Source organism: Acidimicrobiales bacterium (assembly GCA_035630295.1).
GTDB lineage: Bacteria > Actinomycetota > Acidimicrobiia > Acidimicrobiales > Iamiaceae > Iamia.
Window position 1 is genome coordinate 29841 of record DASQKY010000030.1, and the last position, 21330, is coordinate 51170.

The window sequence follows — 21330 nt, forward strand, 5'->3', positions numbered from 1 at the left end:
GGCTATGGCCGCCCCGCCTGGCGGCCCCCTTCCACGGGCGCGGCCCCACCCCTGGTGGTGCCGGCGGAGGGAGTCGAACCCTCACTGTCCAGGGCCTAGACCTGGTCCCTCTGCCAGTTGGGGTACGCCGGCCGGCGGCCCGAGGATAGGGGTCGGGCGCGGGCGTGGCTGCGTGGGGGGTGCGGGAGCGGCCGCTAGCCTCCGGCCCCATGGCTCCGCCTCAGATCTCCGTGCCCCCCGTCGCCCAGTCCGGTGGGGGCTTCGACCCGCAGAGCGAGGTCTACAACCGCCTCCTGCGCAACCGCATCGTGTTCCTCGGGTCCGAGGTCAACGACACCATCGCCAACCTCATCACCGCCCAGCTCCTGTACCTGGAGAGCGAGGACGCCGACAAGGACGTCTGGCTCTACATCAACTCCCCCGGCGGGTCGGTGACGGCCGGCATGGCCATCTACGACACCATGCAGCTCATCGCCCCCGAGGTCGGCACCATCTGCATGGGCCTGGCCGCCTCCATGGGCCAGTTCCTGCTCTCGGCCGGGGCCAAGGGCAAGCGCTTCGCCCTCCCCCACGCCCGGGTGATGATGCACCAGCCCTCCGGCGGCTTCCAGGGCCAGGCCTCCGACATCCAGATCCAGGCCGAGCAGATCCTCTACGTGAAGCGGCTGATGGCCCAGCGCATCGCCGAGCACACCGGGCAGAGCGTCGAGCAGGTCGAGGCCGACTCCGAGCGCGACCGCTGGTTCACGGCCGAGGAGGCCAAGGCCTACGGCATCGTCGACCAGGTCGTGAGCCGGCGCCAGGAGATGGCCGACACCTGACCGGGCTCAGCCGCCGTCCCCGGTGCCGGGGGCAGTGGTGGTGTCGTCCCCACCCTCGGTCGTCGAGCCGCCCGTGTCCGGCTCGGTGGCCGGCCGGGAGTCCTGGCCGAAGCCGGTGAGGTCGCACTCGGCCTCGGCGTCGGCGGCCACCCGGCTGCCGGCCTGGGCCAGGCCCGACAGCTCGTCGGTCTCGGCCAGGATGTCCTGGCGGGCCCCGGGCAGGTCGCCGGGGTTGTCGCGCACCGCCTCCAACACCAGCTCGACGCCCTGGCGCAGCCGGGCCACGTCGGCCTTGATCCGCCCGGGGGCCTCGGCCTCCAGGGCCCGGAACTCGGCCAGGGCCTCCTCGATGCTGCTCTCCAGCCCGCCCGGGTCGCTGGCGTCGAGGGAGGACAGGATCTGCTGCACGTCGGGCACCGAGGCGATGCGGTCGCAGTAGGCGTCCTGGTCGCCCTCGTCGGTGCAGGCCGCCGGCCCCAGGGTCAGCGCCCCGGCCACGGCCACCGCCAGCAGACGGGCCCTCACGCCGCCCCCGCCCGGGCCGCCTCGGCCCGGGCCCGCAGGTCGGCCACGGCGTGGCCCAGGCCCTCGGGATCGCGGTACAGGGCGCTGCCGGCCACCAGGACGTTGGCCCCGGCGGCGGCGGCGCCGGCGATGGTGTCGGGGCCGATGCCCCCGTCCACCTCGATGTCGACGTCGAGGCCGCCCGCGGTGACCAGGGCCCGGATCTCGGCCACCTTGGGCTCCATGGTGCCGATGTAGGCCTGGCCCCCGAAGCCCGGGTTCACGGTCATCACCAGCACCATGTCGACCAGGTCGAGCACGTGGACCACCGCCGTGGCCGGGGTGGAGGGGTTGAGGGCCACCGCCGGGGACGCCCCCATCTCCCGCACCGCGCCCAGGGTGCGGTGCAGGTGGCGGGTCGCCTCGGCGTGGACGATGAGCACCTCGCACCCGGCGTCCACGTAGCGGGAGGCCAGCTCCTCGGGGGCCTCGACCATCAGGTGGGCCTCGAAGGGGATCTCGACGTGCTTCCGGCAGGCGGCGATGACGTCGGGGCCGAAGGTGAGGTTGGGGACGAAGCGGCCGTCCATCACGTCCCACTGGATGCGGTCGACGCCGGCGTCGGCCAGGGCGACGCACTCCTCCCCGAGCCGGCTGAAGTCGGCCGGCAGCACCGACGGGACGATCGAGACGGGACGGGGCTCAGCCGGGTCGGTCACACCGGCATGGTAGGCGCCGCCCCCGGGCCCACCGCCCGTCCCCCGGCCACCCGGTCAGGCCGCCCCGGCGGCCAGGGTGGGCCCCAGCCAGCTCGTCCACAGCCAGGCGGCCCCGGCCGCCGACCAGTGCTGGCCGTCCTCGGGCCGCGGGTCGCCCACGCCGTCCACGGCCCGGGGCCGGTCCCCGGCGCAGACCGCGGCGGCCGGGTCGACGACGAAGGTGCCGGCCGCCGCCGTCTCCTCGGCCACCGGGGCCACCACCTCGTCGCGGTACCAGGCCTGGGCCCGCCGGTCCTCCTCGTCGGGACCGCAGGGGTCGACCCACAGGCCCACCGGCACCCCGGTGGCGCCCAGGCGCTGGACCCGGGCCCGGAGGGCGTCGCGCACCACCTGGGTCCAGGCCGGGTCACCGGGGCCCACGGGCCGGCCGTCGCGCACGTGCTCGGAGCGCTCCCACGCCCCGGTGACCAGCAGGATCACGTCGGGCCCGGCGGCCAGGCCGGCCGCGTCGCCGGCCTCGATGGGCTCCACGCAGCCGTCGTAGGTGGCCGGCACGCCCAGGGCCACCGCCTCCGGGGGCCGGTCCCCGGTGGTGAGCAGGCCGCAGCCGACCAGAGCCCGGTTGTCGACGGAGCGCACCCCCGGGAGGGCGGCCGGCAGGTCCTTGCCGATGGTGTAGCCCACGCTGTCGCCCACCAGCATGACCGCCACCGGGGCGGCGCCGGCCGGGACGGTGGCGGTGGCCGGGGGCGGCGCCTCGGTGGAGGGCGGGGGGCCGGTGGTGGACGGGGTCGTGGGGGCCTCGGTGGAGGGCGGGGCGGTGGTGGTCGAGTCGGCCGTCGAGACGGCCGTCGAGCCCGTCGAGGGCAAGGGGTCGGCCGACGGGTCGTCCCCGCCGCAGGCGGACACGAGCACCGCGGCGCCGACGAGGACGGCCACCAGGCGGGCACGGGCGGGGATCGAACGGGTCACGGCACCTCCAGCGCGGCCCCGGCCGGTGCCGAGGCGCCCCCAGGCAAGCACACCGGGCGAGACTGGCCCGGTGCGCGCCACCGACCTGCCCACGCCCTGCCTCGTCGTGGACGGCGCCGCCCTGGCCGCCAACGTGGCCACCATGGCCGCGGCCCGGCCCGGGCGGGCGCTGCGCCCCCACGTGAAGGCGTTCAAGTCCACCGGCCTGGCCCGGGAGCTGGCCGCCGCCGGCCACGACGTCTTCTGCTGCGCCACCCCGGCCGAGGTGGTGGGCATGGCCTCGGTGGGCCTGGGGGCCGACCTGCTGCTGGCCAACGAGGTGGTCGACCGGCGCCGCCTGGCCCGCATGGTGGGGGCGACCGTCGGCTCCCGGGTGACCGTGGCCGTCGACTCCGAGGAGACGATCGCGGCCGCCGCGGCCGCCGGGGTGCGCGAAGTGCTGGTCGACGTGGAGGTGGGCCTGCCCCGCTGCGGCTGCCCGGCCGCCGAAGCCGGGGGCCTGGCCGGGACGGCCCGGGCCGCGGGGCTCGCGGTGCGGGGGGTGATGGGCTACGAGGGCCACCTGATGATGGAGACCGAGGCCAAGGCGGCCAAGGTCGAGGCGGCCATGGCCATGCTGCTGGCCGCCCACGCCGAGGTGGGGGGCGACGTGGTCTCCGGCGGCGGCACCGGGACCTGGGACCTCAACCGGTGGGTCACCGAGCTCCAGGCCGGCTCGTACACCCTCATGGACGGCGACTACGCAAGGCTGGGCACGCCGTTCCGGCCTGCCCTGTCGGTGCTGGCCACCGTGGTGTCGGTCAACCGGGCCAGGGGGTGGGCCGTGGCCGACGCCGGGCTCAAGGCCCTGGCCACCGACCACGGCCCGCCCACCGTCGAGGGGGCCACGGTGTGGTTCTGCTCCGACGAGCACACCACCTTCGCCCCGGCCGACGGGGCTCCCCTGCCCGCGGTGGGTGACCGGGTGGCCCTGCGCCCGGGCCACGTGGACCCCACCGTGGCCCTCCACGACCGCCTCCACGTCCTGGACGGCGACGAGGTGGCCGACGTCTGGCCCGTGGACCTCCGGGGCTGGGACCCCGTCGTGCCCTGAGCCCCGGCCTAGGGCTCGGCCACCAGCAGGGCGGCCAGGGCCCGCACGGCCCGGCCCCGGTGGCTGATGGCGTCCTTCTCGGCCGGGGTGAGCTGGGCCATGGTGAGGCCCCGGCCGCCGGCGGGCCGGAAGACGGGGTCGTAGCCGAAGCCGCCGGTGCCCTCGGGGGCCTCGGCGATGGTGCCCTCCACGGTGCCGGCCGCCACCAGCTCCCGGCCGTCGGGCCAGCGCGCCAGGGCCACGGTGCGGAAGCGGGCGGTGCGGCTGGCCCGCCGCACGGCGGCCATCTCGGCCAGCACCTTGGCCACGTTGCGGCCGGCGTCGCCGTCGTCGCCGGCGTAGCGGGCCGAGCGGACGCCGGGCCGGCCGCCCAGGGCGTCGACCTCCAGGCCGGTGTCGTCGGCCAGGGCGGGCAGGCCGGTGGCCGCGGCCAGGGCCACCGCCTTCAACCGGGCGTTGCCCTCCAAGGTGTCGGCGTCCTCCACCACCTCCGGCACCTCCGGGGGCCGGGGCCGCAGGTCCACGTCGAGGCCGGCGGCGGCCAGGATCGACCGGATCTCGGTGGCCTTGTGGGGGTTGGCGGTGGCCAGGACCAGGCGCAGGGGGCCGCTCACCGGAGGGCGGGGGCCTCGGCCACGGTGGCGAGCTGGAGCCCGGCCAGGGTGGCGATCCCGCCCTGGGCCAGGTCGAGCAGGGCATCGAGCTGGGCCCGGTCGAAGGGGGCGCCCTCGGCCGTGCCCTGCACCTCCACCAGCTTGTCGCCGGCCATGACCACGTTCATGTCCACCCCGGCCCGGACGTCCTCCACGTAGGGCAGGTCGAGCATCGGGGTGCCGTCGATGATCCCCACCGAGATGGCGGTGCACGTGGTGGTCAGCGGGTGGGCCTTGGCCGCCCCGGCCGCCACCAGGCGGGAGCAGGCGTCGTGGAGGGCGACCCACGCCCCGCAGATCGAGGCCGTGCGGGTGCCGCCGTCGGCCTGGAGCACGTCGCAGTCGACGGTCACCATGCGCTCGCCCAGCGCCTTCATGTCGCACACGGCCCGCAGCGACCGGCCGATGAGGCGCTGGATCTCCTGCGTCCGCCCCGACGGCTTTCCGTCCTTCACCTCGCGGCGGATCCGCTCGGCCGACGCCCCGGGGAGCATCGAGTACTCGGCCGTCACCCAGCCGGTGCCCCGGCCCCGCATCCACCGGGGCACGTCCTCGTCGACCGACGCCGTGCACAGCACGGTGGTGCGGCCGAACCGCACCAGGGCCGAGCCGGCGGCGGCGTCGGTGTAGTCGCGTTCGAAGGTGACGGGGCGGAGGTCGTCGGGCTGGCGGCCGTCGTGGCGCATGAGGTCTCCCGGGAGGCGAGGGGGGCCAGCGTGGGCCACCGGGCCGCCGGCGGCAAGCTCGGGCTCAGCCCCAGGCCACGTGCTCCACGGTGGCCACCTCGGGGCCGAGGAGCCGGGCTCCCAGCCGCCGGAACCACTCGACGTCGCCGGAGGACAGGAAGCGGCGGGTGGGCGGCCCGGCGGCGGGGCTCCGGGGGGCCGGGCCGGCGCCGGACCGGAGCAGGGCCCGCACCTCGAACGCCGTCTCGTCGGCCGAGGAGACCAGCACCACGTCCCGCCCGGCCACGTCGCTGATGGTGCGGGCCAGGTACGGGTAGTGGGTGCAGCCCAGCAGCAGGCTGTCGACCCCGGCCTCGACCACCGGGGCCAGCAACCGCTGGGCCAGCACGTGGACCTGATCGCTGCGGGTCTCGTCCCGCTCCACGAGCTCCACGAAGCCCGGGCAGGCGGCGCAGGTCAGCTCGACCGGGGCCCCGGCCGAGGCGGCGGCCACGGCCCGCTGGTAGGCCCCCGAGCCGATGGTCCCCACCGTGCCGATCACCCCGACCCGGCCCGAGCGGGTGGCCGCCACCACGGCCCGGGCCCCGGGGTCGATCACCCCGACCACGGGGACGCCGGCGGTGCGCTGCAGCTCGTCGAGGGCGGCCGCGGCGGCGGTGTTGCAGGCGACGACGACCAGCTTGGCCCGGTGCTCCTCGACCAGGTAGCGGGTGATCTGGTGGGCGAAGCCGGCCACCTCCCCCTGGGGCCGGGGCCCGTACGGGTAGCGCCCGGTGTCGCCCACGTAGACGACGTGCTCGTCGGGCAGGAGGTCGATGACGGCCCGGGCCACGGTCAGGCCGCCGAAGCCGCTGTCGAACAGGGCGATCGGCCGGTCGTCGGCGGCCGCCACCGTCAGCTGGGCAGGCACTCGCGCCGGACCGCCGCCTCCATGGCCTCGGCCAGGATCCGGCTGCCGGCGTCGGTGGGGTGCACCCGGTCGGTGGAGATCAGGTCGGAGCTGGGGTCCGGCCCCTCCGGGGCGTCGACCACGTCACGCCAGGCCGGCGAGAGGTGGATGGTCGACACCGGCCGGGTGAGCTCCTCCAGCCTGGTGTTGTAGGCCTCCATCGAGGCCCGGTCGTAGTCGCCCTTGACCGGCACCAGCATCCACACCGCGCAGGGCGCCCGGGTGGCCACCTCGACCATGAGCTGCAGCCCGGCCTCGGGGTCGGCCAGCTGCAGGATGTCGTTGTAGCCGGTCAGCAGCACCAGGGCGTCGGGCCCGTCGGCCAGCAGGTCCTCGGCCACCGGGACCAGCTGGTCGGTGCGGAAGCCGGGCCGGGCCTGGACGTCGAAGCGATCGGCCCAGTCGAAGCGCTCCTGGAGCACCCCGGCCGACAGGTAGGTGACCGAGTCCCCCACCGCGGCCACGTGGGTGCCCCCCCGGTCGTCGGTCACCACCAGGACCGCCACCGCCACCACGATGGCGGCGACGACCACGGCGAGGACCCAGCCGCCCACGCCGCGCCGCGGAGGAGACGAGGACGGCGAGGCCACCCCCCGATCTCTAGCAGAGCGGACCCGGCCGGGGCCGGAGGCCGCCGGCCGGTGTCGGCCCGGGTCAGAAGTAGATGATCGACTCGGCCTTGGCCTCGGCGGCGTCCAGGTCGTCGGTGTAGGCCCCGGTGGAGAGGTACTTCCAGCCGCCGTCGCACACGATGAAGACGATGGTCCCCTCGTCGATGCGCTCGGCCACCTTGGCCGCGCCGGCCAGCGCCGCCCCCGAGGAGATGCCGGCGAACAGGCCGGCCTCGGCCACCAGCCGGCGGGTCCACTCCAGGGACTCGCGGGGGCGGACGATGCGCTTGCCGTCGAGCAGCTCGAGCCCGCCCCACTTCTCGAACACGGGCGGGATGTAGCCGTCGTCGAGGTTGCGGAGGCCCTCGACCAGCTCCCCGGCCGGGGGCTCGACGGCCAGGATCTGTACCTCGGGCTTCTGCTCCCGCAGGTACGTGCCCACGCCCATGAGGGTGCCGCTGGTGCCCAGGCCGGCCACGAAGTGGGTGATGTCGGGGACGTCGCGCAGGATCTCGGGACCGGTGGTCTCGTAGTGGGCCCGGGGGTTGGCCTCGTTGCCGTACTGGTACAGGAAGACCCACTCGGGGTGCTGCGCGGCCAGGGCCTGGGCCCGCCGCACGGCACCGTTGGAGCCCTCGCCCCCGGGCGACAGGATGATCTCGGCGCCGAACACCTCCAGGAGCTGGCGGCGCTCGATGGAGACGTTCTCGGGGAGGACGATCTTCAGGGGGTAGCCCCGCAGCCGGCAGATCATGGCCATGGCGATGCCGGTGTTGCCCGACGACGGCTCGATGACGATGCTGCCCGGCTGCAGGGTGCCGTCGGCCTCGGCCTCGTCGATCATCTGGCGGGCGATGCGGTCCTTGACCGACCCGGCCGGGTTGCCGCCCTCCAGCTTGGCCAGGATGCGGACCCGGGGGTTCGGGCTCAGCGAGCTGACGTCGAGGATCGGGGTCTCGCCGATGAGCTCGGTGATCGATGCGTAGACGGCCACGGGGCGCTCCGGGGTGGATCGCGGACGGCCACCCGGAAACCCGAGTGGTTCGATCGGGAATCCTACTCAGAACGGCCCGAGGACCACCCTCTCCTCCCGGATCTGCCGGCCGTCGAGCAGGAACGACCGCAGCACCGGCGCCGCGTCCCGCAGGGACACGATGACGTAGTGCCAGCCCTCCAGCAGCGGGTTGTCGGCCCGGTCCACGTCGGTGGGCGAGGGCCACGCCTCCGAGTGGGTGTGGGAGTGGGCCACACCGACCACGTCGAGGCCCCGGGGCCCGAGCTGGCGGTCGGCGGCCAGGAACGCCTCGGGGCCGACGGTGTAGGTGCGGGACGAGGCGTCGTGGTTGCGGGCCGGGACGAAGGCCTCGACCGACGCGCAGGGCAGGCCGTCGGGGTCGGGCTCGGGCCGGGCCCGGCCCCCCAGCAGGCCGCAGGCCTCGTCGGGGAAGCCGCCGAGGGCGTGGGCCACCAGCAGGTCGCGGGCCGTCCGGTCGAGCGTCAGCACCCGGCGAGCGTACCGACCGGGACCCGGTCGCCAGCCGAACGGTAGCGTCGACCGTCCCATGGCCCCCCGCCCCCCGGACGGCACCACCGTCGTCGCCACCAACCGCCAGGCCCGCCGCGACTTCGAGATCCTCGACACGTGGGAGGCCGGCGTGGTGCTGCGCGGCTCGGAGGTCAAGTCCCTGCGCGAGGCCAAGGTCACCCTGGCCGACAGCTACGCCCGGCTGATCGGCAACGAGGTGTGGGTGCTCGGCCTGCACATCACCCCCTACTCCCACGCTGCCCCCCACCTGGCCCCGGACCCGCGACGCGACCGCAAGCTCCTCCTCCACCGCCACCAGATCGACGTGATGCGCGACCGCCTGGCCCGCGAGCAGCTCTCGCTGGTGCCGCTCATGCTGTCCTTCAAGCAGGGGCGGGTGAAGCTGGAGATCGGCCTGGCCCGTGGCCGGCGCAAGGCCGACAAGCGCCAGGCCATCGCCACCCGCGACGCCGAGATGGAGGCCCGGCGGGCCATGGCCCGGGGCGGGCGGGGGCCACGAGGCTGAACGCCGCCCTCACTCCTCGTGGGCGGAGGCGAAGCCCGCCGGGGGGACCGAGAACACGCAGGTCAGAGACCAACGCAGGCCGTCATCCGGCACGTGGGGACACCAGCGGTGTGGATCCTCCACCACGCGCCGCGGCGGTGCCAGGATGCCCCGGTGCTCCTCCACGACCTGGCCCTGGGGCCGGGCACCGCCGCCGCAGCCCACCGTGACGCCATCCTGACCAGCGACGGGGGCTGGAGCCGTGACGAGCTCCGCGACACCGTGCACTCCATGGTGCCACCGCTCGCCACCCTGGCCCCGCGGGGCGGCCGGATCGCGGTGGCCGCCGACGGGCGACCCGAGGTGGTGGGCCTGCTCCTGGCCATCCCCGCCGCCGGGCGGGTGGCCGTGCCCCTCAACACCCGTCTCACCCCCGACGACTTGGTGGCCCAGCTCGACGCGGCCGGCGTCGCCGCCATCATCGGCACCGCCGAGGAGCTCGGACGCCTGGCCCCGGTCCTGGGCCAGGCGGCGACGGTCAAGACCAGCGTGGGCCTCGACCCCGGGGCCGGCGACATCAGCCTGGCGGCCCTGGTGGCCGCCCCCGCCCCGGCGGCCGCCGTCGCCGAGGACGCCGCCGCCCCGGCCTGGGTCGTGTTCACCAGCGGGACCACCGGCCGGCCCAAGGGGGTGGTGCTGACGGCCCGCAGCCTGGGCGCGGCGGTGGCCACCACCGCCGCGGCCCGGCCCTTCGCCGACGACGACGTGTACCTCTACCCGTTCCCGCTCTACCACGTGTCGGCCTACAACGTGGTCCACGCCCTCCACCGGGGCCGACCCGTGGTCCTCCCCCGCCGCTTCGACCCGGCCGAGATCACCCGGCTGGCGGCCGAGCACGACGTGACCGTCATGTCGCTGGCGCCGACCATGCTGCGGCGGCTCCTCGACCACCGGGCCCAGGCCCCCGACCCCACCGCCGCGCTGGCCGGGTTGCGCACAGTGGCCTACGGGGCCGCCCCCATGGCCCCGACCCTGCTGGCCGAGGCCCACGCCGCCCTGGGGGTCGACTTCGCCCAGGGCTACGGCATGACCGAGCTGTCGGGCAACGCGGTGTTCCTCTCCCCGGAGGACCACCGGCGGGGCCTGGACGGCGAGGAGCACCTCCTGGCGGCCGCCGGCCGCCCCGGCCCCGGGGTCGAGCTGCGCCTGGTGGCCGAGGACGGGTCCGAGGTGCCGACCGGCACGCCGGGCGAGATCACGGTGCGGGGCGAGCAGGTCTGCGCCGGCTACTGGGACGAGCCCCAGGCCACCACCGAGCTCATCCGCGACGGGTGGCTCCACACCGGCGACGTCGGCGTGCTCGACGGGACCGGCCTGCTCACCGTCGTCGACCGGGCCAAGGACATCATCGTGAGCGGGGGCGAGAACATCTCCTCCCGCGAGGTGGAGGACCTGGTGGCCCAGCACCCGGCGGTGGACCGGGTGGCCGTGGTGGGCGTGCCCGACGACCGGTGGGGCGAGGCGGTGTGCGCCGCGGTGGTGCTCCGGCCCGGCACCAGTGACGACCGGACCAACCTCACCGCCGAGATCCTGGCCCTCACCGGAGCCCACCTGGCCGGTTTCAAGCGCCCCAAGCGGCTGGTGTTCGTCGACTCGCTGCCGGTCAACGCCAGCGGCAAGGTCAACAAGCCCGACCTCCGGCGCCGCCTGGCCGCCGGCCCCCAGCCCTACTGACCGGGCCTTGCGCCGGATGGGCGCCGGGCCCGGTACCCTGGACCGGCCCGCTCCGGCGGGCGCTGGACCTTGACATCACCAGCACTCGGGGCTGACCGGTTTCGACGTCGAGTCCGTGACCCCATCGTGCGACCGGAGTTGCTCAGACTCCTTAAACGGGGCACCCAAGTAAACGCCGATGGCGATTACGCTCTCGCCGCCTGACATCTAGTCGGGTGAAGAGAGACACAGCGACCAGCAATGGCACGCGGGGCCTGACCACGACAGCCCGGCAACAGAAGTCGTGGTGGACGGCGGGAGAGACCGCTGGCCGCAGGGAAAGACCGCTGACCGCTCGGAAAGACGAGCCGGTGCCGCAAGGCAGCCCACCCGGGGGCGCACCAGCCGCAGAGGTGCAGTCACGGGGATGGTCGTAGCGCGATCGGTGATCGCTTGGCGGACGGGGGTTCGATTCCCCCCAGCTCCACGACGGTGTCCTTACTCCAAACCCCGCTCAGAGAACGGGGACGGCACTCGGGTGACCGCCCCCGGATGGGCTACAAGGCCAGATGCAGCCGGAGGGCGTCATCGAGGTCGGTGAGAAGAGAGGGGGTCAGCCGACCCAGCCGGCGGCCCACCCGCTCCACGGCGATCGACCGGACCTGCTCCGCCTGAGCTTTCGAGTCGCGCGGGAGACCCGTCCCCGATGCCGACAGGAACACCTGGAACGGATGGATGCGATCGATGGCCGAGGTCACGGGCACGACGGTCACCACACCCCGCCCGAGGCGGTGCGCCACAGCATTGGCTCCGTCATTGCTCACCACCACCGCTGGCCGACGCTTGTCGGCTTCCGCCCCGCGGGCTGGATCCAGATCGACGAGGCGAATCTCTCCCCGGTCCATCAGGAGATGCCGTCGGCGGCCGTGGCATCCCACAGCCCTGCAGCGTCGTCGCCACTCCACTCCTCCCAGGCCTGCTCGTAGGCCCCCTCCAGTTCCGAGAGGCGAAGGAGGTGCACAGCCTGCTGGACCACGGCCGAGCGAGACCCCACCTGCCGCTGCTGGGCGAAGGTGTCGAGGAAGTCGACGTCCTCCTCGGACAGACTGATACTCAGCTTCATACTTTGAATGCTACCCAAAGTAGGCCTCGTGGCAGGTGTCGTCATGCTCGGCGTCGGTACCCCCAGTCTGGGCGGCTCACACCTGGGCGTTGGGCTCGAGCTCGGGGACGTGGGCTTCTCGGGGGCCGTCGGGGGTGGCGTAGGCGAGGACCACCGGGGGGACGCGGAGGTCGGGGTCGCTCTGGTAGCGCGACCGGATGGCGGGCAGGTCACCGGAGAGGGTGAGGGCGGCCACCTCGTCCACCGCGGTGTCGCCGCCGGCCGGCGGGCCCACGCCGGCCAGGCCCTCGCCCCAACCGTCCCAGGGCAGCACCTCCACCTTGTTCAGGGCGGCCAGGTCGCGGGCCACGTTGCCGGGGATGAACCACTGGCCCCACTGGTCCAGGATGCCGAAGGTGTCGCCGTCCTCCCGGCCGGCCCGACATCGCTGCCACGCCTCCCCGGCCGGCAGGAACCGGCCCGGGGGCAGGTCGGCGGGATCGACCTCCAGGCCGAAGGCCTGGCGTTGGAGGTCGTCGACCTGCGTGTCGAGAGTGACCCAGCGGTCGCCGTCCCAGCGCTCCACCACCCAGTGGTCGACCCACCTCCCGGCCTGGAAGTAGCCGGCGAAGCCGCACCGGGCCCGGCTCGGCACCCCGGCCCGCCGGAGGAGGGCGACCGTCAGCACCGAGATGTGCCGGCAGTTGCCCGGGAAGCGATCGATCGGAGCCCGGGCCTCGACCAGCGGGCGGGGGTCCAGCTCCAGCAGGCGCGCCACCATGCCCGCCGCCGGGCGAATCTGCGTGTCCCAGTGGCGCTCGGGCGGCAGCTCGACGCCGTACAGCGCCCCCAGGTGCGGGTGCAGCACCAGGCCCTGCACCGCGGCCACGATGCCCGCCGGGTCGGTGGGCATCCCCGACAGCGCCTCGTCCCACCGGCCGAGGCCCGTCAGCACCCCGGGGGTGGCGTAGAACTCCGGTTCGTCGACCATCAGGGGCACTCCGGGGCCGGAGGCGTCGGTCCGCCGCCGGTCGATGGTGGTCGATCCCCGCCCCGGCGCCACCACGGGCGGCCGGGGCCGGGCTCAGGCCAGCTCGTAGACGGTGGGGGCCCGGCCCCGACCGTGGTGATCGGGCTTGGGGCCCAGGCTGCGGGCCTTGCCGGCGGCGATCAGCTCGTCGACGGCCTTGCGCACCGTCTGCGGCGAGCCGCCGCCCGCGGCCTCGGCCAGCTCGGCCAGCGTGAACTGCCGTGGCATGCGGAGGGTGGCCGCCTTCAGCTCCTCGATCGACACCTTGGGCGCCCGCGACCCGGGTCCCCCGGCCGGCCGGGCGCCGGCCCGGCGACCCCGGCGGCCCCCGACCTCGAAACCGGCCCGGCGCAGCACCTCGTCCTCGACCCCGGCGGCCCGGAAGGCCGAGAGGGGGATGGACTGGGCCTCGGCGTAGGCCTGGGCGTGGGCCACGAAGTCGGCGGTGACGGCCTCGGAGTCGGCCTGGCGGGCGTGCTCCAGGTCGGCCAGGGCGTGCAGCCGGGACAGCGGGTCGGCGGCCTCGGCCACCGCGGCCTCGGCCTTGGCGACCGCCTCCGCGTCAACGAGGGAGGTGGGGTCGTCCAGCCACTCGAGGTAGCGACGGACGGCAGCTTCGGGGGAGGGGGCACCAGGCATGGCCCGCACGTCTAGCAGACCGTGACCGCTCGTCCCAGCGCCCGAGGGCCCGGTCGGGCCGGCCCGGACGGCCACTAGCATCGGGGAGGTCATGCACCCGGGCCCCGACCAGCCGGCGCTCCGGTGACCGCTCTCCTCCTGGTCCACCTGGCCTCCGGCCTGGCCGCGGTGGCCTGGGGGGCCCGGCTGGGGCGACGGGCCCTGCTGCTCGGCGCACTGGGCCCGCTGGCCACCTCGGCCTGGCTGGCCACCCAGCTCCCCGGCGTGCTCGACGGCCGCCCGGTGGTCGAGGCCATCAGCTGGGTGCCGGCGCTGGGGATCGACCTCGACCTGCGCCTCGACGGGCTGGCCGCCCTCATGGTCGTGCTGGTGGCCGGCATCGGCGTGCTGGTCGTGGCCTACGCGGCCCGCTACCTGCCGGCCCAGGGGCCGGGGCTGGGCCGCATGGTCGGCCTGCTGGCCCTGTTCTCCGGGTCGATGCTGGGCCTGGTGGTGGCCGACAACCTGCTCGTCCTCTACGGGTTCTGGGAGCTGACGTCGGTCACGTCGTTCCTGCTCATCGGCAACGACCACCGCGACGGCAAGGCCCGGGCCGCCGCCCTCCAGGCCCTGCTGGTCACCGGGGCCGGGGGCCTGGCCATGCTGGCCGGGTTCGTGGCCCTGGGCCAGGCCGCCGGCACCTACCGGATCAGCGCCCTGCTGGCCGACCCGCCCGAGGTGGGCACCACGGTGGCCGCCGCCCTGGTGCTGATCCTGCTGGGGGCGTTCACCAAGTCGGCCCAGTACCCGTTCCACGGCTGGCTGCCCGGGGCCATGGTGGCCCCGACCCCGGTGAGCGCCTACCTGCACTCGGCCACCATGGTGAAGGCCGGCGTCTACCTGGTGGCCCGGCTGGCCCCCGCCTTCGCCGAGGTCGGGCTGTGGCGCCCCCTGGTTGTCACCGTGGGCATCGTCACCATGATCGGTGGTGGGCTGCGGGCCCTGCGCCAGACCGACCTGAAGCTCCTCCTGGCCCTGGGCACGGTCAGCCAGCTCGGCTTCATGACCGCGGTGTTCGGGTGGGGCACTCCCGAGGCCATGGCCGCCGGGTGCGTGCTGCTGCTGGGCCACGGGGCGTTCAAGGCCGCGGCCTTCATGGTGGTGGGCATCGTCGACCACCAGCGGGGCACGCGCGACGTGCGCCTGCTCCCCCGGCCCGGCCCGGGGTGGGGGCTGGTCGTGGCCGCCACCCTGGTGGCCGCCGGGTCCATGGCCGGGCTGCCCCTGGCCCTGGGCTTCGTGGGCAAGGAGGCCGCCTTCGCCGCCCTCGACCACGCCGGGGGCACCAGCGCCGCCCTGGCCCTGGCCGGCGTGGTGGCCGGCTCGATCCTGACCGCGGGCTACAGCGCCCGGTTCGCGGCGGGAGTCCTGGGCCGGCTGTCCCCCCCCGGCACCGCGGCCCCGGCCGGCGACCACGGCCCGCCCCCGTTCTCCTTCGTGGCCCCGGCCCTGGTCCTGAGCGGGGCCACGCTGGCCCTGGGCCTGGCCCCCGGCCTGGCCGACGGGCTGGTGGGCCGGGCCACCGACTCGCTGGCGCCCGGGGGCGAGGCCGTCCACCTCGCCCTCTGGCACGGCCTCGCCACCCCCCTGCTGCTCTCGGCGGTGGCCGTGGCCGGGGGCGCCGGCCTCCACCTCCTGCGCCGGGCCGTCGAGCCGGTCCTGGCCGCCGGGCACTTCGCCCTGGCCAGCTCGGCCGGCCTCTACGGCTGGTCCCTGCGGGGCCTGAACACGCTGGCCGACCGGGTCACCGGGGTGTCCCAACCGGGCTCGCTGCCCATCTACGTCGGGGTCATCGCCCTCACCGCCGCGGTGGTGCCCGGCGCCCTCCTGGTGTCGGGGCCGTGGTGGGGGGGCTGGCCCGAGCTGGTGGCCACCCCGGCCCACGTGCCGGTGGTGGCCCTGGTGGTGGGGGCCGCCCTGGCCGCCGCCCTGGTGCGCCGGCGCTTCACCGCCGCCCTGTTCCTGGGGGTGGCCGGCTACGCCATGGCCGGGCTGTTCGTGGTCCAGGGGGCCCCCGACCTGGCCCTCACCCAGGTGGCCATCGAGACCCTGACCACGGTGCTGTTCGTGCTCGTCCTGCGCCGCCTGCCCGACCGCTTCGAGCAGCGGACCCCGGCCGGGCGCCGGGCCCTGCGGCTGGCCGTGGCCGGTGGCGTGGGCCTCACCGTGTTCCTGCTGGCCTTGTCCACCGGGGCCGAGGACCCCCCCACCCCGGCCTCGGACACCATGGTCGAGCAGGCCCTGCCCGCCGGCCAGGGCCGGAACGTGGTCAACGTGATCCTGGTCGACTTCCGGGGCTTCGACACCCTGGGCGAGATCATCGTCCTCACCGCGGCGGCCATCGGCACCGTGGCCCTGGCCCGGGCCGGCCGGCGGCCGGTGGGGACGACGGGAGCGCCCGGGGGGGCCGGACGCCGCGCCCGGGGGCCCGTGCCCCCGCCGGTCCGGCTCAGCCGTTTGGTGACCCTCGAGGTGTCCACCCGGGTGGTGTTCACCGCGGTGATGGTGGGGTCGCTGTACCTCCTCTTCGCCGGCCACAACCAACCCGGGGGCGGCTTCGCCGGGGGCATCGTGGCCGGGGCGGCCGTCGCCCTGCGCTACGTCAACGGCGGCATCGCCGAGGTCCGACGCCTGTCCCGATCCCAGCCGTGGACGGTGCTGGGCAGCGGGGTGCTGATCGCCGCCGCGGTGGCCCTGGTGCCCCTCCTCCTGGGCGGGGCGGTGCTGGAGACCGGCTCGCTCACCCTCACGCCCCCGCTGCTGGGGACGGTCAAGCTCACCTCGGCCCTGGCCTTCGACGTCGGCGTGTACCTGGCCGTGGTGGGCCTGGCCCTCATGGTCTTCGAGTCCTTCGGCGACGACCCCCGCCCCGGCGACGACGCCCGCCCGAACCACGAGGCCCCGGTGTGAGCGTGCTCATGGCCGCCACCGCGGCGCTGCTGTTCGCGCTGGGCACCTACCTGCTGCTCCAGCGCAAGCTGTCCCGCATCATCATCGGCATCGGGCTCCTGGGCCACGGGGCCAACGTGCTGTTCGTCAACGCCGGCCGCCGGGGCCGGGCCCCGCTCATCGGGGGCGAGGTCGAGGACTTCGCCGATCCGCTGCCCCAGGCCCTGGTGCTGACGGCCATCGTCATCAGCTTCGGGGTCACCGCCCTGCTGCTGGCCCTGGCCTACCGGAGCTGGGTGCTGACCGACGACGACGAGGTGGCCGACGACGTGGAGGACCGCTCGGTGGCCCGCCACGGCTACGCCGACCGGGAGCTGGCCGACGACGCCGAGCTGGCCACCGCGGTGGCGGCCACCACCGAGGAGGCCGTCCCGGCGCCGGCCTCCGGCGCCCGCCCCGAGCCCGAGCCCGAGGGGCCCGCGTGAGGGCGCTGCTGCCCCTCCCGGTGCTGCTGCCCCTGCTGGGCGCGGCCCTGACCATCCTGGTGGGCCGGTCCCGGGCCGCCCAGCGAGCGGTGGCCCTGGCCACCCTGACCGCGGTGGCCGGCGTCGCCGTGGCCCTCCTGGTGGTGGTGGACCGGGACGGGGTGGTGGCCACCCAGGCCGGCGACTGGGCCGCCCCGGTGGGCATCACCCTGGTGGCCGACCGCTTCTCGGCCATCATGCTGCTCACCGCCTCGGTGATGCTGCTGGCCGTCCTGGTCTACGCCATCGGCCAGCCCGGGGCCGAGCGCAACCACGTGGGCTTCCAGTCCGTGTACTTGATGCTGGCCGCCGGGGTCAGCGCCGCCTTCCTGACCGGCGACCTGTTCAACCTGTTCGTGGCCATCGAGATGATGCTGACCGCCAGCTACGTCCTCATCACCCTGGGGGGCCGGCTGGAGCAGGTCCGCTCGGGCATGACGTACGTGGTCATCAGCCTGGTGGCCTCGGTGCTGTTCCTGGCCGCCCTGGCCTTCACCTACGCCGCCACCGGGACGGTGAACCTGGCTGACCTGGCCGGCGCGGTGGCCACCCTCCCGGGCGGGCTCCGGGCCGGGTTGGCCGGGCTGTTCCTGGTGGTGTTCGGCATCAAGGCCGGCCTGTTCCCCCTGTACTTCTGGCTGCCCGACAGCTACCCCACCGCCCCGTCGCCGGTGACGGCCATCTTCGCCGGCCTGCTGACCAAGGTCGGCGTGTACGCCATCGTCCGGACCCAGACCCTGGTCTTCCCGGGGGCCCTGCCCCGGTGGCTGATCCTCACCGTGGCCGGCGCCACCATGATCGTGGGCGTGCTGGGCGCCATCGCCCAGGACGACGTGAAGCGCATCCTCTCGTTCCACATCATCAGCCACATCGGCTACATGGTCATGGGCCTGGGGGTGGCCACGGTGGCCGGGCTGGCCGGCACCGTGCTCTACACCGTGCACCACATCCTGGTGAAGACCACCCTGTTCCTGACCGGCGGGCTGATCGAGCACCGGGGCGGCTCCAGCCGCCTGTCCAAGCTGGGCGACATGGTGCGGACCGCCCCCGCGCTGGCCGTGCTGTTCCTGATCCCGGCCCTCTCGCTGGCCGGCATCCCCCCGCTGTCGGGCTTCGTGGCCAAGCTGTCGCTCATCGACGCCGCCGCCGCCGAGCGGCAGTGGCCCATCGTGGGGGTGGCCGTGGGGGTCAGCCTGCTCACCGTGTTCGCGCTGATGAAGATCTGGACCGGCGCCTTCTGGGCCCCGGTCGAGGACGGCGCCACGGCCGGCACCCCCGGGAAGGCGGACGCCGAGGACCGACCGACGTCACGGTGGGGCGGCCCCCCGCTGATGGTCATCCCGACCGTGGTGCTGGCCACCGCCACCGTGGTCCTCGGCCTGTTGTCGGGGCCGGTCTACGACCTCAGCCACCGGGCCGCCGAGGACCTGGTCGACACCGGCGCCTACCGGGACGCCGTCCTGGGGCCCGGGTCCGAGGGTCGGGCCGGGGCACCCCCCGAGGGGGGCGGTCCGTGACCCGCGTCGCCTACGCCGTGGCCCTGGCCACCATCTGGGTCCTGGCCTGGGGATCGCCGTCGCCGGCCAACGTCCTGGGGGGGCTGGTGGTGGCGTCCGTGCTCATCGCCGTGGCCCCCGACACCTGGCCCGCCAGCCGCCGGCTCCGGCTCCGCCCGGTGGCGGCGGCCCGCTTCGCCGCCTACGTGGTGGCCAAGGCGGTCGAGTCCAACGTGGTCATCACCCGGGAGATCCTGAGCCGCGGCTCTCGGATCCACACCGGGGTGGTGGCCGTCGAGCTCCCCGACTGCTCCGACGGGCTCCTCACCCTGATCGCCAACGTCATGGCCCTGACCCCGGGCACCATGCCCCTGGAGGTGACCCAGGGCCCGACGGTGCTCTACGTGCACGTCCTCCACCTGCACGACGTGGAGGCCACCCGGGCCGAGATCCGCCACCTGGCTGCCCTGGCCTACCGGGCCTTCGGCTCCGCCGCCGCGGTGGCCGCCCTGGAGGGCGCCCCCGGCCCCGGCCCCGGAGAGGTCCCGTGACCCCGCTGACCTACGCCGTCCTGGTGGTGGCCTTCGCCCTGTTCACCGTGCGCCTGGGCCGGGGGCCGTCGCTGGCCGACCGCGTGCTGGCCGTGGACGGCATGCTGGTGGCCGGGGTGGGCATCCTCCTGGTCAACGCCATGGACACCGGCCGGGGCGCCTTCCTCCAGGTGGCGGTGCTGCTGACCCTGGTCGGGTTCATCAGCACCGCGGTGATCGCCCGCTTCATCGAGGGGCGGGGCGAGTGAGCGCCGCCGGGCAGGTGCTGGCCCTGGCCGGGGCCCTCCTCACCCTGGTGGCCGCGGTCGGCGTCCTGCGGTTCCCCGACGTGCTGGCCCGCATGCACGCCCTGACCAAGGCGTCCACCCTCGGCTTCGTGCTCCTGGCCGTGGGGGCCGCTCTGTCGCTGCGCACCGCCAACGACATCACCTCGGCCCTGCTGGCCGCCGGGCTCCAGCTCCTCACCCTGCCGGTGGCGGCCAACCTGATCAGCCGCTCCACCTACCTGGCCGAGGGCATCCCCCAGCGGGTCGACTCCATCGACGAGCTGGACCAGGCCCGGCGGGCCCGGGCCGCCGAGGCCGCCGACGATCAGCCCCCGCCGGCCGGCGACGGGTAGTCCGGGAACTGGTCCTGCGGCGGCAGCTCGGTGAACAGGGTGGGCGAGCCCTCGGGGTCGTGGGGGGCCGGGGGGCCGCTGCCCATGCGGCCGGGCAGCGACCGCAGGCCACCGTTGGCGTAGCGCCACATCCCCGGGGCGTCGGACTTGTCCTGCTCGTCGGGCCCGGTGGCCTCGGCGTCCCACCAGATCTCGGCCACGTCGTCGACCCCCAGGTAGTCGGGGTTGGGGAAGAAGCCGTGGTTGCCGAAGGAGATCTGCGGGGTGGTGGGCCCGCCGCCGCTGGGCGGGTAGCTGAACAGGCCGCCCTCGAAGGTCTGGGGGGAGAGGTTGGGGCCGGCCATGTGGATGCCCAGCATCAGGAGCTGGACGTAGGGCCAGAGGATCCCGCTGGTCAGGCGGGCCTCGGGCGGCTCGCCGAAGTACCACTCGTGGAGCCGCCACTGCTCCTGCTGCTCGATGGGCCGCCGGCCGGCCAGGTTGGAGACCCCGAAGGCGTGGGTCCACTGGGCCGGGTCGTACAGGCGGCCCAGCGCGGTGGTGTCGGTCAGCACCGTGCCGGCGATGACCCACTCGGGGAAGTAGTTCTCCCGGGTGGCGGCCTGGGTCAGGTAGGTGGGCATGATCGGGTCGCCCAGGAAGATCACGGTGGTGACCCCGGCCGCCTTCATCTTGGCGATGATGGTGGCGGCCCGCTCCGGCAGGCGGGGCAGGTCCAGCAGGTACGTCTCCCCCACCGCAGCCTCGTAGCCCCGCAGCCGACCCCTGGCGTTGACCTCCTCGGCCACGTCGCTGAACACCGGGGGGTCCTGCTCGAAGTTGATGGTGCCGAACACCCGCTCGCGCTCCCGGAGCTCCGGCCCCGCGAACTCGGCGGTGCGGCCCAGGAGGCGCCGGACGATGAAGTCGCCGAAGTTGCGCAGGAACTGCTCGGGGGTCGGGAGCTGGCCCCACATGTGGGGGGCGCTGTCCTGGTACACCGAGTCCGGCACCGACAGCCCGCAGGCGATGCAGATGACCCCGTTGCGGGCCAGCTCCTCGGCGAAGGCACTGGTCAGAGCCGGGCCGCCGATGACGGCGAAGGGCCCGATCTCCTCCACCACCCGCACCGCGTCGGCCACCGCGGCGGTGACATCGGCGGCCGGCCCCGAGCCCACCAGCACCTCCACGTCCAGGGTGCGGCCATAGGTCTCGTAGACGTCGGTCAGCATCTCGATGTAGGCCAGGCGGGTGCGCTGCTGGACGTCCTCGTCGTCGAGCAGCCCCTGGAGGGCGGCGGTGATGTCGTTGCCCGGCGGGGGCTGGTACACGACGATCTTGATGGCCTCGGCGGTGACACCCAGCGAGGTGGCGCCGCCGTTGTCGCCGGTGGGGACGGGCACGCACGGCGGGGCGTAGACGCTGGGCAACCTGACCCGGCCGGTGATCAGGTCGCACCCGTCGCCCCAGTCGTGGTCGCCGGCCTCGTTGCGCTCCTCGGCGTCCCGGAAGTACACGGGCAGGTCGGGGTTGTCGGTGGGGTCGGTGGCCCGGGCCCCGCCCCCGGGCCCGGCGGCCCGGGCCTCCTCGGGGGGACGGCCCTTCACGGTGGCCACCACGGCCACCAGCAGCAGGGCCACCACCACGGCCAGGGGGCCGAAGCGGCGCAGGGGGCCGGGGCGGGGCGGGGGGGACGTGGCCATCACGGGCC

The 21330-nt window shown here is 75.1% G+C and carries 24 protein-coding genes, 1 tRNA gene and 1 other RNA gene; 11 read left to right on the forward strand and 15 right to left on the reverse strand.

Features of this window, described 5'->3' with window-relative positions; genetic code table 11:
• Nucleotides 1-55: 55 nt before the first annotated feature.
• Nucleotides 56-132, reverse strand: a tRNA-Leu gene (locus VEW93_07955).
• Nucleotides 133-209: 77 nt separating this feature from the next.
• On the opposite strand from VEW93_07955, the gene VEW93_07960 reads away from it, so the two are divergent.
• Entirely contained in the window at nucleotides 210-821 is a 612-nt protein-coding gene (locus VEW93_07960) for an ATP-dependent Clp protease proteolytic subunit (GenBank protein ID HYI61724.1), read from the forward strand.
• 6 nt (nucleotides 822-827) lie between these two features.
• Here VEW93_07960 and VEW93_07965 read toward each other — a convergent pair whose 3' ends face one another.
• The 3 genes from VEW93_07965 to VEW93_07975 are packed head-to-tail and all read right to left on the reverse strand — an operon-like array spanning nucleotide 828 to nucleotide 3016.
• Nucleotides 828-1346 carry a hypothetical protein gene (locus VEW93_07965; protein HYI61725.1) on the reverse strand — a complete coding sequence of 173 codons (519 nt, stop codon included), beginning with the start codon at nucleotides 1344-1346 and terminating at the stop codon, nucleotides 828-830.
• The gene (gene rpe, locus VEW93_07970) at nucleotides 1343-2044 is read right to left on the reverse strand and encodes a ribulose-phosphate 3-epimerase (protein ID HYI61726.1); all 702 of its coding nucleotides are present in this window, start codon (nucleotides 2042-2044) and stop codon (nucleotides 1343-1345) included. The genes VEW93_07965 and rpe overlap by 4 nt, the downstream gene beginning before the upstream one ends.
• A gap of 54 nt (nucleotides 2045-2098) precedes the next feature.
• Nucleotides 2099-3016 carry a hypothetical protein gene (locus tag VEW93_07975; protein HYI61727.1) on the reverse strand — a complete coding sequence of 306 codons (918 nt, stop codon included), beginning with the start codon at nucleotides 3014-3016 and terminating at the stop codon, nucleotides 2099-2101.
• Between the two features lie 70 nt (nucleotides 3017-3086).
• Here VEW93_07975 and VEW93_07980 point away from each other — a divergent pair, with 70 nt between their 5' ends.
• A complete protein-coding gene (locus VEW93_07980; protein HYI61728.1) occupies nucleotides 3087-4109 on the forward strand; it encodes an alanine racemase in 1023 nt (340 codons plus the stop codon).
• A gap of 8 nt (nucleotides 4110-4117) precedes the next feature.
• On the opposite strand, the gene rdgB is transcribed toward VEW93_07980, so the two are convergent.
• From rdgB to VEW93_08010, 6 genes are all read right to left on the reverse strand, one after another.
• A complete protein-coding gene (gene rdgB, locus VEW93_07985; GenBank protein HYI61729.1) occupies nucleotides 4118-4723 on the reverse strand; it encodes an RdgB/HAM1 family non-canonical purine NTP pyrophosphatase in 606 nt (201 codons plus the stop codon).
• Nucleotides 4720-5448 (reverse strand): ribonuclease PH, encoded by a 729-nt coding sequence (gene rph / locus VEW93_07990; GenBank protein ID HYI61730.1) that lies wholly within the window; start codon nucleotides 5446-5448, stop codon nucleotides 4720-4722. The genes rdgB and rph overlap by 4 nt, the downstream gene beginning before the upstream one ends.
• 64 nt (nucleotides 5449-5512) lie before the next feature.
• The gene (gene murI / locus VEW93_07995) at nucleotides 5513-6358 is read right to left on the reverse strand and encodes a glutamate racemase (GenBank protein HYI61731.1); all 846 of its coding nucleotides are present in this window, start codon (nucleotides 6356-6358) and stop codon (nucleotides 5513-5515) included.
• Nucleotides 6343-6951 (reverse strand): SGNH/GDSL hydrolase family protein, encoded by a 609-nt coding sequence (locus tag VEW93_08000; GenBank protein ID HYI61732.1) that lies wholly within the window; start codon nucleotides 6949-6951, stop codon nucleotides 6343-6345. The genes murI and VEW93_08000 overlap by 16 nt, the downstream gene beginning before the upstream one ends.
• 100 nt (nucleotides 6952-7051) lie before the next feature.
• Nucleotides 7052-8002 (reverse strand): cysteine synthase family protein, encoded by a 951-nt coding sequence (locus tag VEW93_08005; protein ID HYI61733.1) that lies wholly within the window; start codon nucleotides 8000-8002, stop codon nucleotides 7052-7054.
• A gap of 66 nt (nucleotides 8003-8068) precedes the next feature.
• Nucleotides 8069-8512 carry a M67 family metallopeptidase gene (locus tag VEW93_08010; GenBank protein ID HYI61734.1) on the reverse strand — a complete coding sequence of 148 codons (444 nt, stop codon included), beginning with the start codon at nucleotides 8510-8512 and terminating at the stop codon, nucleotides 8069-8071.
• A gap of 58 nt (nucleotides 8513-8570) precedes the next feature.
• Between VEW93_08010 and smpB the strand changes: the two genes are divergently transcribed.
• From smpB to ssrA, 3 genes are all read left to right on the forward strand, one after another.
• On the forward strand, nucleotides 8571-9059 hold the full coding sequence (gene smpB / locus VEW93_08015) for an SsrA-binding protein SmpB (protein HYI61735.1): 489 nt from the start codon (nucleotides 8571-8573) through the stop codon (nucleotides 9057-9059).
• A gap of 153 nt (nucleotides 9060-9212) precedes the next feature.
• On the forward strand, nucleotides 9213-10772 hold the full coding sequence (locus VEW93_08020; GenBank protein ID HYI61736.1) for an AMP-binding protein: 1560 nt from the start codon (nucleotides 9213-9215) through the stop codon (nucleotides 10770-10772).
• A gap of 87 nt (nucleotides 10773-10859) precedes the next feature.
• Nucleotides 10860-11241: a transfer-messenger RNA gene (gene ssrA, locus VEW93_08025) on the forward strand.
• 67 nt (nucleotides 11242-11308) lie between these two features.
• Here ssrA and VEW93_08030 read toward each other — a convergent pair.
• The 4 genes from VEW93_08030 to VEW93_08045 all read right to left on the reverse strand — a co-directional run bounded on the left by VEW93_08030 (nucleotide 11309) and on the right by VEW93_08045 (nucleotide 13522).
• Entirely contained in the window at nucleotides 11309-11656 is a 348-nt protein-coding gene (locus tag VEW93_08030) for a type II toxin-antitoxin system PemK/MazF family toxin (protein HYI61737.1), read from the reverse strand.
• The gene (locus tag VEW93_08035) at nucleotides 11656-11874 is read right to left on the reverse strand and encodes a ribbon-helix-helix domain-containing protein (protein HYI61738.1); all 219 of its coding nucleotides are present in this window, start codon (nucleotides 11872-11874) and stop codon (nucleotides 11656-11658) included. The genes VEW93_08030 and VEW93_08035 overlap by 1 nt, the downstream gene beginning before the upstream one ends.
• Before the next feature lie 76 nt (nucleotides 11875-11950).
• The gene (locus tag VEW93_08040) at nucleotides 11951-12634 is read right to left on the reverse strand and encodes a transglutaminase-like domain-containing protein (GenBank protein HYI61739.1); all 684 of its coding nucleotides are present in this window, start codon (nucleotides 12632-12634) and stop codon (nucleotides 11951-11953) included.
• Nucleotides 12635-12937: 303 nt separating this feature from the next.
• Nucleotides 12938-13522 (reverse strand): hypothetical protein, encoded by a 585-nt coding sequence (locus VEW93_08045; protein HYI61740.1) that lies wholly within the window; start codon nucleotides 13520-13522, stop codon nucleotides 12938-12940.
• Between the two features lie 123 nt (nucleotides 13523-13645).
• Between VEW93_08045 and mbhE the strand changes: the two genes are divergently transcribed.
• The 6 genes from mbhE to mnhG are packed head-to-tail and all read left to right on the forward strand — an operon-like array spanning nucleotide 13646 to nucleotide 19640.
• The gene (gene mbhE, locus VEW93_08050; protein HYI61741.1) at nucleotides 13646-16471 is read left to right on the forward strand and encodes a hydrogen gas-evolving membrane-bound hydrogenase subunit E; all 2826 of its coding nucleotides are present in this window, start codon (nucleotides 13646-13648) and stop codon (nucleotides 16469-16471) included.
• Entirely contained in the window at nucleotides 16468-16935 is a 468-nt protein-coding gene (locus tag VEW93_08055; protein HYI61742.1) for an NADH-quinone oxidoreductase subunit K, read from the forward strand. The genes mbhE and VEW93_08055 overlap by 4 nt, the downstream gene beginning before the upstream one ends.
• The gene (locus tag VEW93_08060; protein ID HYI61743.1) at nucleotides 16932-18491 is read left to right on the forward strand and encodes a Na+/H+ antiporter subunit D; all 1560 of its coding nucleotides are present in this window, start codon (nucleotides 16932-16934) and stop codon (nucleotides 18489-18491) included. Before VEW93_08055 ends, VEW93_08060 begins: the two co-directional genes overlap by 4 nt.
• Nucleotides 18488-19021: a Na+/H+ antiporter subunit E gene (locus tag VEW93_08065; GenBank protein ID HYI61744.1), complete on the forward strand. Its 534-nt coding sequence runs from the start codon at nucleotides 18488-18490 to the stop codon at nucleotides 19019-19021. The genes VEW93_08060 and VEW93_08065 overlap by 4 nt, the downstream gene beginning before the upstream one ends.
• Complete coding sequence (locus tag VEW93_08070) at nucleotides 19018-19269, forward strand: monovalent cation/H+ antiporter complex subunit F (GenBank protein HYI61745.1); 252 nt, start codon at nucleotides 19018-19020, stop codon at nucleotides 19267-19269. Before VEW93_08065 ends, VEW93_08070 begins: the two co-directional genes overlap by 4 nt.
• Nucleotides 19266-19640, forward strand: coding sequence for a monovalent cation/H(+) antiporter subunit G (mnhG, locus tag VEW93_08075; protein HYI61746.1), 375 nt, complete (start codon nucleotides 19266-19268; stop codon nucleotides 19638-19640). Before VEW93_08070 ends, mnhG begins: the two co-directional genes overlap by 4 nt.
• Here mnhG and VEW93_08080 read toward each other — a convergent pair.
• Nucleotides 19613-21322 (reverse strand): hypothetical protein, encoded by a 1710-nt coding sequence (locus VEW93_08080; protein ID HYI61747.1) that lies wholly within the window; start codon nucleotides 21320-21322, stop codon nucleotides 19613-19615. The two genes, mnhG and VEW93_08080, sit on opposite strands and share 28 nt — an antisense overlap.
• Between the last annotated feature and the right edge of the window lie 8 nt (nucleotides 21323-21330).

Bases quoted from the DNA above. Each gene is read 5' to 3' on its own strand.
- VEW93_07960 (HYI61724.1), top strand. From the start codon at position 210: ATGGCTCCGCCTCAGATCTCCGTGCCCCCCGTCGCCCAGTCCGGTGGG.
- rph (HYI61730.1), bottom strand. From the start codon at position 5,448: ATGCGCCACGACGGCCGCCAGCCCGACGACCTCCGCCCCGTCACCTTC.
- smpB (HYI61735.1), top strand. From the start codon at position 8,571: ATGGCCCCCCGCCCCCCGGACGGCACCACCGTCGTCGCCACCAACCGC.
- VEW93_08030 (HYI61737.1), bottom strand. From the start codon at position 11,656: ATGGACCGGGGAGAGATTCGCCTCGTCGATCTGGATCCAGCCCGCGGG.
- VEW93_08035 (HYI61738.1), bottom strand. From the start codon at position 11,874: ATGAAGCTGAGTATCAGTCTGTCCGAGGAGGACGTCGACTTCCTCGAC.
- VEW93_08040 (HYI61739.1), bottom strand. From the start codon at position 12,634: ATGGTGGCGCGCCTGCTGGAGCTGGACCCCCGCCCGCTGGTCGAGGCC.
- VEW93_08045 (HYI61740.1), bottom strand. From the start codon at position 13,522: ATGCCTGGTGCCCCCTCCCCCGAAGCTGCCGTCCGTCGCTACCTCGAG.
- VEW93_08080 (HYI61747.1), bottom strand. From the start codon at position 21,322: ATGGCCACGTCCCCCCCGCCCCGCCCCGGCCCCCTGCGCCGCTTCGGC.